The 16772-nt window shown below is 48.7% G+C and carries 12 protein-coding genes; 7 read left to right on the top strand and 5 right to left on the bottom strand.

What is annotated here, in order from left to right; all coding sequences use genetic code 11:
* Positions 1 to 22: 22 nt before the first annotated feature.
* The 3 genes from UNH61_RS18740 to UNH61_RS18730 all read right to left on the bottom strand — a co-directional run bounded on the left by UNH61_RS18740 (position 23) and on the right by UNH61_RS18730 (position 5021).
* The gene (locus tag UNH61_RS18740) at positions 23 to 3184 is read right to left on the bottom strand and encodes an efflux RND transporter permease subunit (RefSeq protein WP_326993516.1); all 3162 of its coding nucleotides are present in this window, start codon (positions 3182 to 3184) and stop codon (positions 23 to 25) included.
* A gap of 85 nt (positions 3185 to 3269) precedes the next feature.
* The gene (locus UNH61_RS18735; RefSeq protein ID WP_326993515.1) at positions 3270 to 4406 is read right to left on the bottom strand and encodes an efflux RND transporter periplasmic adaptor subunit; all 1137 of its coding nucleotides are present in this window, start codon (positions 4404 to 4406) and stop codon (positions 3270 to 3272) included.
* Positions 4407 to 4409: 3 nt separating this feature from the next.
* Positions 4410 to 5021, bottom strand: coding sequence for a superoxide dismutase (locus tag UNH61_RS18730; RefSeq protein WP_326993514.1), 612 nt, complete (start codon positions 5019 to 5021; stop codon positions 4410 to 4412).
* A gap of 94 nt (positions 5022 to 5115) precedes the next feature.
* On the opposite strand from UNH61_RS18730, the gene UNH61_RS18725 reads away from it, so the two are divergent.
* The gene (locus UNH61_RS18725) at positions 5116 to 5748 is read left to right on the top strand and encodes a metalloregulator ArsR/SmtB family transcription factor (protein WP_326993513.1); all 633 of its coding nucleotides are present in this window, start codon (positions 5116 to 5118) and stop codon (positions 5746 to 5748) included.
* A gap of 78 nt (positions 5749 to 5826) precedes the next feature.
* On the opposite strand, the gene UNH61_RS18720 is transcribed toward UNH61_RS18725, so the two are convergent.
* Both UNH61_RS18720 and UNH61_RS18715 read right to left on the bottom strand, forming a co-directional pair.
* Complete coding sequence (locus tag UNH61_RS18720; RefSeq protein WP_326993512.1) at positions 5827 to 6492, bottom strand: hypothetical protein; 666 nt, start codon at positions 6490 to 6492, stop codon at positions 5827 to 5829.
* A 120-nt stretch (positions 6493 to 6612) separates the two neighbouring features.
* Entirely contained in the window at positions 6613 to 7434 is an 822-nt protein-coding gene (locus UNH61_RS18715; RefSeq protein WP_326993511.1) for a LytTR family DNA-binding domain-containing protein, read from the bottom strand.
* Positions 7435 to 7591: 157 nt separating this feature from the next.
* On the opposite strand from UNH61_RS18715, the gene UNH61_RS18710 reads away from it, so the two are divergent.
* The 6 genes from UNH61_RS18710 (at position 7592) to UNH61_RS18685 (ending at position 16759) form a co-directional block, all read left to right on the top strand.
* Entirely contained in the window at positions 7592 to 8944 is a 1353-nt protein-coding gene (locus UNH61_RS18710; RefSeq protein ID WP_326993510.1) for a DUF6138 family protein, read from the top strand.
* A 92-nt stretch (positions 8945 to 9036) separates the two neighbouring features.
* Complete coding sequence (locus tag UNH61_RS18705) at positions 9037 to 9675, top strand: RNA polymerase sigma-70 factor (RefSeq protein ID WP_326993509.1); 639 nt, start codon at positions 9037 to 9039, stop codon at positions 9673 to 9675.
* Between the two features lie 53 nt (positions 9676 to 9728).
* Positions 9729 to 10913 carry a FecR domain-containing protein gene (locus UNH61_RS18700; RefSeq protein ID WP_326993508.1) on the top strand — a complete coding sequence of 395 codons (1185 nt, stop codon included), beginning with the start codon at positions 9729 to 9731 and terminating at the stop codon, positions 10911 to 10913.
* Positions 10914 to 11141: 228 nt separating this feature from the next.
* Positions 11142 to 14501: a SusC/RagA family TonB-linked outer membrane protein gene (locus tag UNH61_RS18695; protein ID WP_326993507.1), complete on the top strand. Its 3360-nt coding sequence runs from the start codon at positions 11142 to 11144 to the stop codon at positions 14499 to 14501.
* 10 nt (positions 14502 to 14511) lie between these two features.
* Positions 14512 to 15987, top strand: coding sequence for a RagB/SusD family nutrient uptake outer membrane protein (locus UNH61_RS18690; protein ID WP_326993506.1), 1476 nt, complete (start codon positions 14512 to 14514; stop codon positions 15985 to 15987).
* Between the two features lies 1 nt (position 15988).
* Positions 15989 to 16759, top strand: a complete 771-nt coding sequence (locus UNH61_RS18685; RefSeq protein ID WP_326993505.1) for a hypothetical protein — start codon at positions 15989 to 15991, stop codon at positions 16757 to 16759.
* Positions 16760 to 16772 lie beyond the last annotated feature (13 nt).

Raw genomic sequence — 16772 nt, 5'->3', positions numbered from 1 at the left:
TATCTGCTTTGATCATTAAAAATTATATCGCCAGTTCTTCTGTCAGTTCCTCTTCTTCAGCTTTTACGGATTGTTTGCCTACACGTTCCTGTATGGCCTGGAATATGATGAACAGGGTAGGGATGACGAATATCCCGAACACCGTACCTATCAGCATCCCACCTACTGCTGCGGTACCGATAGACCGGTTACTCAGTGCGCCCACGCCGGATGCGAGCATCAGCGGCATCAATCCGAAAATGAATGCAAAGGAGGTCATCAGAATAGGACGCAGGCGGGCTGCGGCTCCTGAGATAGCTGCGCGGAGCAGGCTTAATCCGCTGTGTCGTCGCTGCAACGAAAATTCTACTATCAGAATGGCGTTTTTTGCCAGCAGTCCTATGAGCATGATCAGGCTGATCTGCAGGAAGATATTATTATCCAGCCCGGCGATGCGTGCGAAGATAAAGGCGCCTGCCAGTCCTATCGGCAACGATAACAACACCGCAAGCGGAAGTATATAGCTCTTATATTGTGCGCTCAGAAGGAAGTATACAAACACCAGGCATAGTCCGAAGATGAGCAGAGTTTGATTACCGCTGGAAATCTCCTCGCGGGTAAGCGCGCTGAAATCGAAGCTGGTACCTCTGGGCAGCGTTTGTGCTGCTACCTCGCGAATGGCCCTGATGGCATCGCCGGAACTATAGCCGGCTTTCGGTGCGCCGGTTACCGCCGCAGAGGTATACAGGTTGAACCGGTTGATGAACTCCGGACCGCTGGTTCTCGTTAAGGTGATGAACGCCGATGCCGGCGCCATTTCTCCTTTGTTGTTGCGTACGAAGATTTTATTCAGATCAGCTTCTTCCGATCGGTAATCCGGGTTGGCCTGCAACAGTACTTTATATTGCTTTCCAAACCGGTTGAAATCTGATGCATAGATTCCTCCAAGATATCCCTGCAGGGTACGTAATAAACCATTTACATCTATTCCTGCTTCTTTGGCGCGGGCTGCATCTACTTTTACTTCGTATTGCGGCAGGTTGGTATTGAATGGCGTGGCGGCGTACATAATCTCCGGCCGGCTGTTCAGCTGCACCATGAATTTATTCACGGTAGTGCCGAAATCCTTGTAGCTGCCACCGGTGCGGTCCTGCAGCTGTACTTCAAATCCGCTGCTGTTGCCGAAGCCCTGCAGCGTTGGCGCAGCGAAGAAGATAATATTCGCCCCTTTGATCCCGGCTGTTTGCTGAAATAATTTTCCTACAAGACTGTTGATATCCTGCCCCGGCTTTGTTCTTTCTTTCCAGGGTTTCAACGCAATGAAAATAGCGCCATAGGAGCCTCCCGTACCGCTGATCAGGTTCATACCTGCCAGCCGGGAAGAAACGGCTACTTCGGGCATGGCACGTGCAATACTGTCTACCTGGTCGGCTATCTTCATCGTTTGTTCCAGCGTTGATGCCGGTGGCAATATTATATCGCCGTAAATGGCGCCGGAGTCTTCATTAGGCACAAACCCGGTTGGTGTTGTCTTCATTAAAAATACCAGCACCCCGGTGAACAATGCAATGCTACCCAGCGCCAGCCACTTGCGGGCGGCAAATAATTTAATAATACGTATATACCTTGCCGTTAGTGCGGCGAAACCCGCGTTAAACACGCTATAGAAGCGATGTAATAACGGCTGCCGCCCGGCTTTTTCCTGCGCATTATGTGGTTTCAGCAACAGCGCACACAGTGCAGGGCTAAGCGTGAGCGCATTCACCGCAGAAATGATAATGGCCACTGCCAGCGTCAGACCAAACTGTTTATAAAATACACCTGCCGAACCGGTGATGAATGTTACGGGCACAAATACGGCCGACATGATCAGGGTAATGGAAACGATAGCGGTGCTGATTTCACTCATGGCATGCAGCGTCGCTTTCCTGGCCGATCGTGCGCCCTGATCTATTTTTGCATGTACTGCTTCTACCACCACAATGGCATCGTCGACCACTATCCCGATGGCCAGTACCAACGCAAACAGCGTCAGCAGGTTCAGGGTAAATCCAAATATCTTCAGGAAGAAAAATGTTCCGATAATAGCCACCGGTACGGCAATAGCCGGTATCAGTGTAGAACGGAAATCCTGCAGGAAGATAAATACCACGATAAATACAAGGATAAAGGCTTCGAAGATGGTTTGCACCAGCTTGGCAATGGAAGCATCCAGGAAGCTGTTCACGTTGATAAAGGTGGCCAGCTTTACACCCGGAGGAAAATCGGCTTTCGCTTTCGACAGTACTTTTTCGATCTGTTTGTTAATCTCGTGGGCATTGGAGCCGGCTGTCTGGCTAACTGCGCCTCCTGACGAAGGATAACCCTGTGCAGTAAGATCAGAGGCATAGTTGAATGCGCCCAGCTCTACTTTAGCCACATCTTTGAGGCGAAGCAGCTGCCCGTCGTTCGTAGCCCGGATCACAATATTTTCAAACTGGCCGGGCGTTTCCAGGCGGCCTGTATACTTTAATACATACTGGAATGTTTTCTTACTGTTTTCTCCCAGCTTCCCCGGTGCTGCTTCAATATTCTGCTCTGCGAGCGCAGCTGTCACGTCGTCAGGCACCAGTCCGTGCGAAGCCATGACATCGGGTTTCAGCCAGATGCGCATGGAATAAGCCTGATCACTCCATATCTGCACATCCCCAACGCCGGAAATCCTTTTCAGCTCCGGCACAATGTTGATGCGCATGTAGTTATCAAGAAAGTTTTCGTTGTACGATTTATTTTCACTGTACAACAGGAATCCCAATATCTCGCTGTTCAGCTTTTTGGTAGTAGTGATTCCAGTTTTGATTACTTCCGCCGGCATCAGACCGGTGGCTTTGGATACCCTGTTTTGTACGTTCACGGCGGCAAGGTCGGGGTCTGTTCCCTGCTCGAAGTTCACCGTGATCACAGCAGTACCATCGTTGCTGGCTTTGGAAGTCATATAGGTCATGTGCTCTACACCATTGATCTGCTCTTCCAATGGAATGATCACACTTTTCATCACTACGTCGGCGTTAGCGCCCTGGTAAGCGGCAGCTACTTCTACAGTGGGCGGCGCAATTTCGGGGTATTGTGAAATGGGCAGGGAGAGCAGACCCAGTAGCCCAAGTATGACAATGATGATCGAGATGACGGTAGACAGCACCGGGTTATCGACAAATTTCCTTAGCATATAATTGATTTTAACAAGACAAAGCAGTAGCTACGGTACCAGCGGCTACTGATACCGGCATATTTTTACAGCTGCCCGGAAATGCTTAACGGGCGGCGGTGACTGCGTGTGCTACTGGTTTTATTTTATCTCCTTCTTTGAGTGAGCCAATTCCCTCGGTGATGATTCTGTCGCCGGCTTTTAATCCACTGGTAACAATAAAAGCATCCCCGGCAGGAAGGGCGCCCACCTGTATCTCAGTGACATGGGCTGTTCCCGATGTATCGACGGTGAAAACAAACTTCTTTCCCTGCATCTCGTAAGTTGCTTTTGCCGGTACCATCATCGCATTGCTGACTGGTTGCGTGATGCGGATGGTAGCGCTGCTGCCGCTGTGAATCAGTCCTGCTTTATTGGAGAACGTGGCCCGCATGCTGATAGCGCCGGTACCGGTGTTGATCTGTCCTCCGGTTGCTTCTATTTTCCCTTTCTCCGTATACACGTTACCGTTAGCAAGCACCAATTCCGCCGCAGGCATTTTTTTCAGCGCCTCTTCCGTAGTGGTATGCCCTGCGCTGCTGATCAGTTCCAGGAATTGCTGTTCTGTAAAAGAAAAGTAAGCATGTATATTGGAGATGTCGGAAAGCATGGTGAGTGGCTGGGCACTGCTACTGTTAACAAGACTCCCGATTTTATAAGGCAGACTACCTATTACGCCATCGGCCGGACTGTAAATAGTGGTATACCCCAGGTTCACTCTTGCATTCTGTAAAGCGGCTTTCGCCTGGGCCAACGCTGCTTCCTTCGCCTGGAGTGCCAGTTGTGCAGCTTCCAGATCAAATTCGCTGATGATCTCTTTTTTCACCAGTGGCAGTGTTTTACGCACCTGCATGCTGGCGTTGTTAACGGCAGCTTCTGCACTTTTAATGGCAGCCTGGGCAGTGATTACTTCCTGTTCATATTGGGGCGCGCTGATTTTAAAAAGCAGCTGCCCCTTTTTTACACTGGCGCCTTCATCCACCAGTATCTGCGCTACATAGCCATCTACTTTGGGCCGGATCTCGATATTCTGTTGACCGCGAACGGTGGCGGGATAGTCCATATGCAGCTGTGTTGCTGCAGGCGTCAGCGTAGTAACAGGGTAGGGCTGTGGGGCAGCATTACTTACGGGTTGCTGCTGCCCGCAACTACCCAGTAATGCCAGCCCCAGGCCTGCTGTACTGAAATATATCAGATGTTTCATGGACTAAGCTTTCTTGATATTGGAATAGAGTTGTGCTGCCGCTTCCCAATTCACCAGGTTCCAGAAGGCAGCCAGGTATTCAGCACGCCTGTTCTGATATTTGAGGTAATAAGAATGTTCCCATACATCCACGCCCAGGATAGGCGTACCTTTTATTTCAGCAACATCCATCAGGGGATTATCCTGGTTAGGAGTAGAAGTAATGGCAAGAGCGCCGTCTTTCACTATCAGCCATGCCCAACCCGAGCCGAAGCGGGTTACGCCGGCAGCATTGAACTTTTCTTTGAATGCTTCGAACGAGCCGAATGTAGTGTTGATGGCTGTTGCCAGCTCGCCGGCAGGCGTGCCGCCGGCATTGGGAGAGAGGCTTTTCCAGAAGAAGCTGTGGTTCCAGTGGCCACCTCCGTTGTTGCGTACAGCTACACTAATACTGCCTGCCTGTGCTACCAGTTCGTCTAATGTTTTATTTTCGTGTTCAGTACCGGCTATCGCTTTGTTCAGATTATCCACGTATGCCTGGTGGTGTTTGTCGTGGTGTATCTGCATGGTAGTGGTGTCGAAGTGAGGTTCTAATGCGCTGTATGCATATGGAAGCGCGGGAAGTTGATGTAACATAACTTATAATTGTCTGGTTAATGTTTGATATTTCTAATTATGACCCAAAAGTAATAACTTAGCAATAATAAACCAAATAAACGCTTTGTTTATTATGATTAATAGTTTTCCTGATAACGAAAAGGCCTTGAGGATATTGAAGGCAAATGGGCCACAACCCCTGACAGCATTGGCGAAAGAGTTGAAAGTAACAACAGAGGGCGCCCGTTTCCAATTGTTGAAGTTATCTAATGAAGGGCTGGTAGAGGCAACTACGGAGGTAAAAGGACGTGGCCGTCCTCAGCAGATATGGTCGCTTACCGCGGCGGGGAATTCCCGTTTTCCTGATACCCATGCGGATCTTACGGTGAAGCTGATCCAGAAAACCAGGGAGTTGTTTGGCGAGCAGGGATTGCAGGCCGTGATTGAAGCCAATGCAAAAGATGCGAAGGCGAAGTATCAATTGGCGATGAAGGGAGCAGCTGATCTGGAAGACAAAGTAAAAACACTGGCGGAGCTGAGAAACGGGGAAGGATATATGGCGTATGCTGAAAGTGATGAGGAAGGCTTTTTGCTGATAGAGAACCATTGCCCGATATGTGCCGCGGCTACTGTTTGCCAGGGATTCTGCAAGTCGGAGCTGGAAACGTTCAGGGATGTGCTGGGGCCCGATGCCAGCGTTAAGCGTGTGGATCATCTGATCAGCGGGGCAAGGAGATGCGCGTATAGAATTAAGAATATAGAATGAAGAATGAAGAAACAGAGCGAGGGCCTAAGCGAGTAATTAAATTATTTATTTACTCGCTTAGGCCCTCGCTCTGTTTCTTCATTCTTCATTCCCTATTCCTAATTTCTTCCGGTATTTTCTTACCGTAACATTGATCAATGCCAACCCCACCAGCGTCGGAGCCGTCCATACCACCAGCCCTGGCAGAAAATGCACATTTACGACAAGAAAAGCCGTAATAGTAGCTATATAAGCCCCTCCCATCCCCGTGATATGTGTAAAGTACCAATGTTGTTTTTCTTTCGGAGGAACATAAAATTTACGCACGTCCCTTATGGCGCTCTGAAAACCGATAACTCCAAACGAAATAGCCACATATCCCATAGCGGGGTGCGGTCCGGTGGCCACCAGCACACCCCATACAATGAGCCAGGCATTAAAGATGCCACCCACCCCGTTTATCAGGTAATCCGGCCAGGCCATACGCATCCCCAGGTGTAATTTTTTCAGATACAACACCCGGTAACCTCTCAATAACTGGTGATAACTGAAAAATGCCACCATTAATAAAAAGGTCAGGGATTTGAGTAACGACATCACCACGGCGGTAATAAAAACTATCGTCATCCCGGCGGCGAAGAGTTTGCCATTGAGCCGGTGAGCTTTTCCTCCTTTTTGGGTCAGCGAAGCAAATGAGCCGGTGATCAGCGCCAGGGTGCCGCCGGCAATGTGAAGGATCAGAAAGATCTGAAACAGGTGTTGCATACAGTGAATCGTTTCTGCAAAAGTCGGCCTGCCTGTTGTTTTATTTTTTCAAAAGGGGCCACCATCGGGCCTTAGGGGTGAATGGAAAAGGCAAAAGGGGTGAAGGGGTGAATAGCAAAGCTATCTTAGCCGCTCTGTTAGCTCCCGGTGCAGATTTCGGGAAACAGGTATTTCTATGGGCAGCAGCTTCAGCTGTAGTTTATACCCCGCCGCATTGCCGCTGATCTGTTCTACCTTATCAAGATTTACCAGGTAGGTACGGTGACAGCGGAAAAAAAACGGATGACTGTTCAGACTTTCGACGGCTTTTTTTAACGTACCCCGTAGAAGCACCTGCTTCATGGCACCCTCGCTTTCATAAAATACCCGGATATAATTGTCGGCAGCTTCGATACAGGTCAGCTGATCTGCGGCCAGGGTGAGATCGTCTTTCGCCTGGTCCGCTGTTATGCGGATCTGGTTGCCGGACGTTGGCGCAAGCTGTTCCGGTTCCTGCTGCTTTTTCTCCTGCACATGCATATTGATAAGGGCGGCTTCCCTGTTATATTGCCGCTGCCATTTCAATTGCCGGTACAACACCAGTACCGTTAGCGGGAAGATACCAATGGCGGTAGTAATCACTCCAAAGTACAACATGATCCGGACGCTGAAATCTGCCCGCAGGTATGTGCCTGAATACAGGAAATTACCTATGGTAACAAAGAAGATGGTCAGCAGCATCATGCCTATCTGCCGGCCCACCGTCCAGGTGGATTCATTGAATAACCGCGGTAGCAATGCCGGCACGCCGCTTACACAGGCAAACATCACCGCCAGCGTAACTGCTCCATAACCCAAACAGATAAACGCTAATTTTCCGGCGGGGAAAACAGATAACCCAAATGGCTGGAATGCAAACAGGAAAATAAATACAAAAATACCAAAGCCCAGAGACGATATCAATTTCTGGCGTATACCCGTAGGGCCTGGAAACGGTAAGTGTAGAAAATTAAATAGCAAGATCAATAATTCAGATATGGAACGAATATAAGCGGAAATTGAGGAATTCCCATCTTACTATAATTTCCTATTATTGTTCTTCTATAAAGCGAATAATGAAATGGAAAGAGATTTGAATTACCTGGTCGACATCAATGGAAATGAAGCACTGCTCGAAAAATTTATCCAGGCCATCAACAACGGTAGCTGTAGCACAGATAAGGACGACGCCCACGTATATACCCTCAGTACCGGTGAACGATTTCTGAATACCGCCGTACTGAAGTATTTTTTTCAATCAAGACCGCTCTCTAAAAGCCTCTATACCGAATTTGTAGAAAAGCTGCGGAAGCTTGCTCCGGGTGGCTTTGGCATGATCAGCTACACCATTGGCCTCTGGATCGAAGAACATGTACAGAACAAATTTTTTGATCCGCCTGCGTACATCTGGAACGGAGAATACACCCTGAAGCCGGGTGTTGATACCAGTGGCGTTAATCCGGAAGTACTCAGCTTTATCGTTTATATAGGTATCTGTCATATTAAATATGGCGCCAGTTATGAAACCGTAACTGCCAATAAATACTTCAAATTTGTGGAAGACCTGGGTTCCGATGAGGTGAAACGCCTGAAGAAGGAGGGCAGTGGTGCCCTGCCCAAAAGAGTGACGGCATATAAAGATGCAAACGTCGACTGCAAAGCGAACGACGTTTTTGCGACTATTAGAATAAAAATACTTCATGAAGGACAGGAGGCTTACAGCAGCGCGTTGACCTATATCAATACCCTGCTCAGAACGGATTTTCCCGGAAGCTATGCCATTGAATTATCTGCCAAAACCAAAAATGTACTTCCCATCAAGGGACTCGTGAAATGCGGAGCACATCATTTTTTCGCCAATGCTGCCAGCTACCCGGATCTTTATCCACAGTTATCTGAATATATAGATCTGGCAATGAGCAAGTGGGAATGGTACATCAACCTGCAGGATGAGAAATGCGCCATGCCATCCACTTTCGCCGTATTTGCCCTCGGCCTGGCTGGAGAGCAGTATTTCGATACCGTGATCAGGTATATGGAAACCGTGGATGAAGAACATCAGTCTATCCAGGAAAAATTTACCGTGGCTTTCGTAGAAAAATATGGTATCAGCCGGCGTTCTATTGTGGTGTATATTAAATGTATTATGTCGATGCAATCGCATCCGCATCACAAAATTTTCCTGGAACATTTCAACCATGCCGAAAGCCTGGAGCGCTTATTGGAATGCAGGAACAACTTTGGCAATTTCTTTACTGCCGATGAAATAAACGACTTTCAGCAGGGTGGGAGCAGCGTAGCGGAGATGACAGATGATGTGTGGCAGGAAGTATTGTATACCACTTTCGGAGATCCGAAACACTACGCCGGCATAGTGAAGAAAGCGCCGGCAGCATTGAAGGGACTGTACGAAGAATTGTTTAAAGCATCCTGATATCTGACCCACTCCACTGCCTGCCGAAATCCGGCAGGTGGTGGAGTATAATTCCCGCTCATACATTCTAATCCCGGCCCGGCTAACTAAATTTGACAATTAGTATTAAATTTACCCTTGCTTCAGGCAAAAGCGGAGATGTTCCCAGCATAATGAATGAACAGGAATCACTTAAACAACTTGCCCTTGGCAACAAGGAGGCCTTTACTGTTATATATCAGCAGTATCATGCCGGTATATATAATTACCTGCTGAAATTCACCAAGAATCCGGTACTTACAGAAGACCTTGTGCACGATGTTTTCCTGAAGATCTGGGAAATCAGGGCCCAGCTGGATATTAAGTCTTCTTTTTCCGCCTACCTGTACCGTCTGGCCCGGAATGCCGCCCTTACCCAATTGAACAGGATATCCCTTTTCGATACCATACGCGATGAAGTGATGCACCGGGTTTCCCTGGGAATCAACGACCAGTCGCTCATGAATGCCCTGGAAACAAAGCAATATGAAGAGCTGCTGCACAATGCAGTGGCCAACCTGCCGCCACAGCGGCGCGAGGCTTTTATACTATGCCGCCAGCAGGGAAAATCATACGAGGAAGCAGCCGCATTGATGAATATTTCCCGTAATACGTTTAAGCAGCACCTGTCGCTCGCCGTAAAATCGATCCGTGAATACCTGCTGGAGCACGGGCATATTTCCCTGCTGATCCTCCTGGTTTCAATGAAATAAAAAATTTTTTCCCGGGCATCCACCCATTTCTTTTACTCATTAGTCTTATGTATATGGAACCGAATAATTTTCCTGTAACAGACCTGCTTCAGAAGTACCTGAACGGCACCATCACCGAAACGGAGAGTGCCGAGCTGTTTGCTTTGCTGCGGGAACGTGCGCCGGAAAATGATGGCAACGTGGAAGCCATCCTGCAGCAGGCATTTGATGCCTCCTTTACCGAGCAGCCGGCGCTCAGCGCCGATGCCGGCAAACGTATACTGGACCGGCTGATGGTTTCCATGGAAAATACGCAAATGCCGGTATGGGAAGATAAGCGGGTACGGCGTCTGAACAGGCCCTGGGTACGTTACGCCGCCGCGGCAGTATTGCTGCTGGCCGTAGGAGCGGGGATCCAGATGCTAACGGGGAAGCATACCCCGAAAACGCCGCTGGCAACTACCACGCCCATACTGAGCTCCGGTGGTAATAAAGCAATCCTGAAACTGGCCAATGGGGAAGAAATTGTGCTCGACAGCGCCCATGGCAGTATTGCTCATCAGGGAAATCTTAATATAAGTAACGATAGCGGTAAGCTCGACTATGCCGGCAAGGCAGATGTGGTGGAATATCATACACTATCAACCCCCCGGGGCGGCCAGTATAAACTGCAGCTGCCGGATGGTACAGACGTTTGGCTGAATGCCGCTTCCAGCATCACTTACCCCACCGCCTTTACTGGCAGCGAACGTAAAGTGAAGGTCACCGGAGAGGCTTATTTTGAAGTAGCAAAAAACAAGGAACAGGCATTTAAAGTAAATATCGACGGCAGAGCATCCGTGGAAGTGTTGGGGACCAGTTTTAATGTGAATGCTTATACAGATGAAAACAGCATACATACTACTTTGCTGGAAGGTAGTGTGAAGATGGTCCTGCATCAGCAGGCTGTTGTACTAAAACCAGGCCAGCAGGCACTCATCGTAAATGATAAGATGAGCGTAACCGATCACACAGACCTGGATATGGTGATGTCATGGAAGAACGGCTCTTTCCAGTTCGATCATGCCCGCCTCGATGAAGTGTTGAAACAAATGGCCCGCTGGTATGATGTGGAGGTAGCCTATGAACATGGCGTACCGGATATTATATTCAGCGGTGAAATAAAACGGAATCTGGATCTGCCGCAGGCATTGACAGTATTAAGCACGATGGGCGTTCGTTACAGGATTGAAGGAAGAAAGCTGATTGTTATGCCATAGGAATTTACGATAACGGGAAGCATAATTACACAAACCAATTACGACGAATGAGTGAACATACCAGCCGGTAATGGCTAAGGGGAATGGTATGTTCAATTGATAAAAAAGCTGTTTAGCTAAGGGCGGAGCTATGCCCTGACCCAATGCAATAAAAGGTATATCCCGCCTGCATTGCCGGGTTTATTTGACAGAATGGATAATAGTTATTTAATCAACCAAAATGTTGTTATGTTGGAATTAAGTCAGCACAAGCAACCGGCCCGGACAAACCGGTTGTTCAAACAGTGGATGTTGGTTTTTCTACTGATTGCCGCACTGGGCCTGCCCCTGATAGGAAAGGCGCAGGTGATCAGCTACAGTGGTAAGAAAGTGACACTGCAACAGGTATTTGCAGAGATAAAAAAACAAACCAGCTATGCCGTGGTATTCAATCCTGAACAGGTGGATGTTTCACAGCTGGTACAGGTGAATGCCAAAAGTATGACGTTGGATCAGTTTATGAAGGCGTTACTGGCAGGTTTGCCGCTGAACTACACCATCGTTGGTAATACCATCGTGGTATTCAAAAAAACAGAAAAGCTGCCAAAAGAACTGGAGCAGCAGCTCGGCGCAAAGGATATATCGGGAGTGACGTACGATGAAAGAACGACGCTCCCGGTACCCGGCGTCACCGTTTTTGTAAGCGGCACCAATAAAGGAGCACAAACAAACGAAAGAGGCGAGTTTACATTGAAAAATGTAGACGACGGCGATGCGGTTGTTTTTACCAGCATCGGCTACGAGAAACTGACTTTACGCGCAGGCGGCATTGGCGGACATGGCCTCGTGAAGATGAAAATGGCTACCAGCGAACTGGATCAGGCGGTGGTACAGGCTTATGGTATCACCAGCAAACGTCTGGCTACCGGTAACATCACCAAAGTGACAGCGCGGGAAATTGAAGAACAACCCGTGATGAACCCCCTGCTGGCATTGCAGGGCAGAGTGCCTGGTTTGCTGGTTACACAAACCAACGGCTATTCCAGCTCTCCGGTTAAGATGGAAATCAGGGGAAGAAATTCTCTGGGTACCAATTTTACAACAGACCCTTTGTATATCATCGATGGAGTGCCTCTCACGGTACTGAACGTAGGTAATACCTACAGTCAGGTACCTGGTGTATCTACGGGCCTCATCCAGAGTGGATTCTCTGCTACCAATGGTCAAAGCCCATTATTTGGGATGAATCCTAAAGATATCGAAAGCATTGAAGTGCTTAAAGATGCAGATGCCACGGCTATATATGGCTCACGTGGCGCCAATGGTGTGATTATTATCACCACCAAAAGAGGAAAAGCTGGTAAAACAGCTTTCTCATTGGATGTTAAACAGGGTGTGGTATTCGTACCCAAGCGCTGGAAATTGATGAACACTTCGCAATACCTGCAAATGCGCAGGGAAGCGTTCAGGAACGATGGCGCGATTCCTACTCCGACAACTGCTCCGGATCTTACCCTCTGGGATTCGACCCGGTACACCGACTGGCAGAAGCAAATGCTGGGCACCGGTTATCAGACTTCCGTATCCGCCAGTCTTACCGGCGGAGATGAACAGACTAATTTCTACGTAGGAACCAATTATACCAGGCAACAGGAAATGCTTAAAAAAAGTGGCTCCAGCCAGGTTGCCGCTTTAAATGCCAATGTCAGGCATTCCAGCAAGGATCACAAATTCAGTATTATGCTGGGCTCCGAGGTGAATTACACCTCCGTAGATGCTGTGGGAGGGATTTCCAGGGCTTATACGCTGGCTCCCAATGCGCCTCCCATATTCGACAGCAAAGGAAACCTGAATTATGCAGAGTGGGATAAAGAACAAGCCGGTGAGACTTTTCCATTCGCCGCATTGCTTCAGCCAACCAGCAGCCAGATAAATCAGTTCAAATCCAACCTCGAGGTCAGGTATGAAATAGTAAAAGGGCTTACTTTTACCACAACAGGCGGATACCAGTTTTCCAGCGGCTCCAATAAAGTGACGATGCCAATGGCGTCTCAAAATCCAGCCGCAAGTCCTATGGGCATGGCCTTTTTCGGTACCACGAAAAATTCTAACTGGATCGTTGAACCACAACTCGCTTATAGCCGCCTGATTGGTAAAGGAGATTTATCTGTGCAGGCAGGTGGTTCCCTGCAATCGGTAACTACAGACGGTATCACGCAGGCTGGCCTTGGCTATGGCGACGATAACCTGATGGGTACCATTGCCAATGCCCCGATTCAGTCAGTTACCGAAGGATATAGCCGCTATAAGTATGCAGCCGTATTTGGCCGCATCAACTATAACTGGGCTAACAAATACATCATCAACCTGAATGCACGAAGAGACGGCTCCTCCCGCTTCGGACCAGGCCACCAGTTTGGTAACTTCGGTTCCGTGGGCGCTGCCTGGATATTGTCGGAAGAAAAATGGATGCGGCAGTTAATGCCCGCCTGGATGAGTTTTGCGAAACTCAGAGGCAGCTACGGCCTGACCGGCAGCGATGGCGCTATCGGCGACTACCAGTATCTGTCGCAGTGGAGCGCCTCTTCAGGCGGATTTCCGATTCCCCGTTATGATGGCGTACAGCCTTTCATTCCCATCCATGCAGTGAACCCGGATTATCATTGGGAGAACAATAAAAAAATAGAAGGTTCTCTTGCGCTCGGATTCCTGAATGATAAAATCAATCTCGAAGCGGCCTATTACAAGCACCGCAGCGGCGACCAGGTAACTAACTACCCAACGCCACTGTATACCGGCTTCCCATCTGTTGTCGCCAACTGGGCGGCGGTGGTACAGAACTCCGGCTGGGAAGGATCTATCAGGGCTAATCTGATCAGCAGGAAAGACCTGTCGTGGTCCGTATTCGTTAATATTTCTACTAATAAGAATATACTGGTATCTTATCCGAACATAGAAAAATCACCTTTTTACAACATCTACCAGGTAGGATATTCCCTTTCAACAAAATACAAGCTGCATTATCTCGGCGTAAATCCATTGACAGGCCAGTATGCCTATGAAGATCATAATAAAGATGGGATAGTGAATCTTGCCGACGGTTTCCTGAACGCCGACAACTACCGGGCTATCGATATGAACCCGAAATATTATGGAGGCGCAGGATCGCAGTTTTCTTATAAAGGATTCCGGCTCGACTTTTTCTTCGACTACAAAAGGCAATTGGGAGTGGATCCGTTCATGACGGCTACACCTGGTCTGATGATGAATCTGCCCGTGAAAGCGCTCGAGAACCACTGGCAAAAGCCGGGCGACAATGCCAGGTATGCCCGTTTCTCCGCACTTACCGGCGCTTCCGCCACTGCGCTTAACAATTCCGACGGTCCAATTGTGGATGCTTCCTACTTCCGCCTGAATAACCTCTCCATCAGCTATGACCTGCCTGGAGCCTGGGTGAAAAGAGCGCATATGGAGAGCTGCCGTTTCTTTATTCAAACGCAGAATCTTTTCACGATTACGAAGTATCCGGGCCTGGATCCTGAAGTGCAGGATCTTAACTCTCCTCCATCTTCCAGAACAGTTACCGGTGGATTTTCATTTAATTTCTAAAATTTCAGTCATGAGGATATACCAACAAATAATAACAACCGTCATTAGCTGCCTCGCATTGGCTGTAACAAATTCTTCCTGTAAAAAATTAGTAGAAGTGCCTGCTCCCATCAGTACCATCAGTACGCCGCAGGTTTTCAATACGGAAAGCCAGGCGAATGGCGCTATGGCCGGGATTTATACGGTAATGATCAACGGTACCAGTTCTGCCCTGATCAGCGATATCTGGCAACGATCATTTGCCGCAGGCCTTAGTACAGCGCTCGGAAGTTTATCGTCCGATGAAATGTATGTATACGCCGGAGTGCAATGGCCGTCCTGGTATTATCCCAATACCAACAAGCTGACACGTTTTACAAATGATAAAGTGAATGGGGTATGGACCAGTGCGTACACTGCCATCTATGGCGCTAACTCTGTAGTAGAAGGAATTGCGGCGTCTACATCTACTACTCTTAAAGATAGTGTAAAGAAGGCCCTCACAGGAGAAGCGAAGTATGTACGGAGTTTATGCTACTTCTACCTCACCAATTTTTTTGGTGATGTGCCACTGGTGTTGACTACAGATTTTAACAAGACATCTAACATGCCCAGAACGCCCCAGGCGCAGATCTACCAGCAGATGATACTTGACCTGAAGGAAGCTTCAACTACTATGGGTGAAAGCTATCCGACTACTTCCGGCGAAAGGGTACGCCCCAATCGCTATGCTGCTGCGGCTTTGCTGGCAAGGGTTTCACTCTATGCCGGCAATTATGCAGATGCGGTAGCTGCTGCTACAACGGTGATTAACAACAACGCCATGTACTCGCTGGAATCTGATCTGAACAATGTTTTCCTGAGTACCAGCAAAGAAGCGATCTGGGAACTGAAACCAACCGGGCAGGGAACGGGTATCGGTAATGCGACTCCCGAAGGATATGGCCTGGGCATGGGCGTAGGCGGATACAGTGCTCTCTGTTTGACAAATGACATGGTGAAAACGTTTGAGCCAGGGGATAAGCGGCTGGCCGCATGGACCGGCAACTTTAAAGGTACCGGAACGAATGCAGTCTATTATGCCAGTAAATATAAAATCGGCGCTACTAACAACTCCGTAAGTTTTCCCCTGGAATATTATGTAGTACAGCGCCTCGCGGAAATGTACCTGGTAAGGGCTGAAGCTGCCGCAAATGGCGGCCCAGGCGGACTTACAGCGGCTATTGCCGATCTGAACGTGATCCGCAACCGCGCCGGGTTATCTGCATTGCCGGCTACGCTGGGTAAAGATCAGGTGCTGGCGGCTGTTGCCAAAGAAAGACGTACAGAGCTCTTTTCGGAATGGGGCCACCGCTGGTTTGATCTGAAACGCACCGGCAAAGCACATGACGTGTTGTCGACTATACCGCTGAAACAGCCGTGGCTGGGGGATTACCAGTTGCTTTATCCAATCCCGACAGTAGAATTGAATGTCAATCATTTGCTCACTCAAAATCCAGGGTATTAATATGTCATCAGTTATTTCCAGATATATCGTAACAGGACTGGCAGCGTTGACAACACTGATCAGTATCTCCTCCTGCAAAAAAGATAAACAGGCGCCTGGTACAGCCTCGCTGACAGTCATCAACGCAGTGGTGGGAAGCCGTGCGCTGATCACTAATTTTAAGGGCGGAAACCCATTCGATTATTACAACTCGGATTCCCTGCAATATGGCGTATTCAACCCGGTGGCCAATAGCTTCGGTTCTTACTCCGGCCAGCAAACACTGGCCCTGTACCAGTTTCCTGATACAACGGAGAAAAGTAAACCGCTCTTCAATCTCGTGCTCGACCTGCCGATCGGTTCCATGCAAAGCCTGTACCTGACCGGTACGCCCGCGCAGCCGGATACGGTATTTACAAAAGATGCAGTGCCCTACCTGCCGGCAGCCGACAGTAATTTTACACTGCAATTCGTCAACCTTTCTCAGGGAGTAAAAGCCGTGAATATCAATATACAGGGCAAAGCAGGTACTCCGGAAGTCAGCAGCCTGCCTTATAAAGGTATTACAGGTTTCAGAACCTATTCCGGCAGAGCCGCACAGGATGAATATGTTTTTGAATTTCGGGATCCGGCCAGCGGAACAGTCATTGCCAGCCAAAGAACAAAAGACCTGCACCCGGCCCAGGGATCTTATATCAGCCCCTGGCTTTACCAGAATTTCACACTGGCACTGATAGGGAAACCTGGCGGCCTCGGGAACGACAGTCTGCAGATATTGATGATCAAGCATTAACCCGGCGGTATAC

This window comes from Chitinophaga sp. 180180018-3 (assembly GCF_037893185.1).
GTDB lineage: Bacteria > Bacteroidota > Bacteroidia > Chitinophagales > Chitinophagaceae > Chitinophaga.
Note: the sequence above shows the minus strand (reverse complement) of the source record. Positions and strands in the feature narration are given on the sequence as shown.

Bases quoted from the DNA above. Each gene is read 5' to 3' on its own strand.
- UNH61_RS18740 (WP_326993516.1), bottom strand. From the start codon at position 3,184: ATGCTAAGGAAATTTGTCGATAACCCGGTGCTGTCTACCGTCATCTCG.
- UNH61_RS18735 (WP_326993515.1), bottom strand. From the start codon at position 4,406: ATGAAACATCTGATATATTTCAGTACAGCAGGCCTGGGGCTGGCATTA.
- UNH61_RS18730 (WP_326993514.1), bottom strand. From the start codon at position 5,021: ATGTTACATCAACTTCCCGCGCTTCCATATGCATACAGCGCATTAGAA.
- UNH61_RS18725 (WP_326993513.1), top strand. From the start codon at position 5,116: ATGATTAATAGTTTTCCTGATAACGAAAAGGCCTTGAGGATATTGAAG.
- UNH61_RS18720 (WP_326993512.1), bottom strand. From the start codon at position 6,492: ATGCAACACCTGTTTCAGATCTTTCTGATCCTTCACATTGCCGGCGGC.
- UNH61_RS18710 (WP_326993510.1), top strand. From the start codon at position 7,592: ATGGAAAGAGATTTGAATTACCTGGTCGACATCAATGGAAATGAAGCA.
- UNH61_RS18700 (WP_326993508.1), top strand. From the start codon at position 9,729: ATGGAACCGAATAATTTTCCTGTAACAGACCTGCTTCAGAAGTACCTG.
- UNH61_RS18695 (WP_326993507.1), top strand. From the start codon at position 11,142: ATGTTGGAATTAAGTCAGCACAAGCAACCGGCCCGGACAAACCGGTTG.
- UNH61_RS18690 (WP_326993506.1), top strand. From the start codon at position 14,512: ATGAGGATATACCAACAAATAATAACAACCGTCATTAGCTGCCTCGCA.
- UNH61_RS18685 (WP_326993505.1), top strand. From the start codon at position 15,989: ATGTCATCAGTTATTTCCAGATATATCGTAACAGGACTGGCAGCGTTG.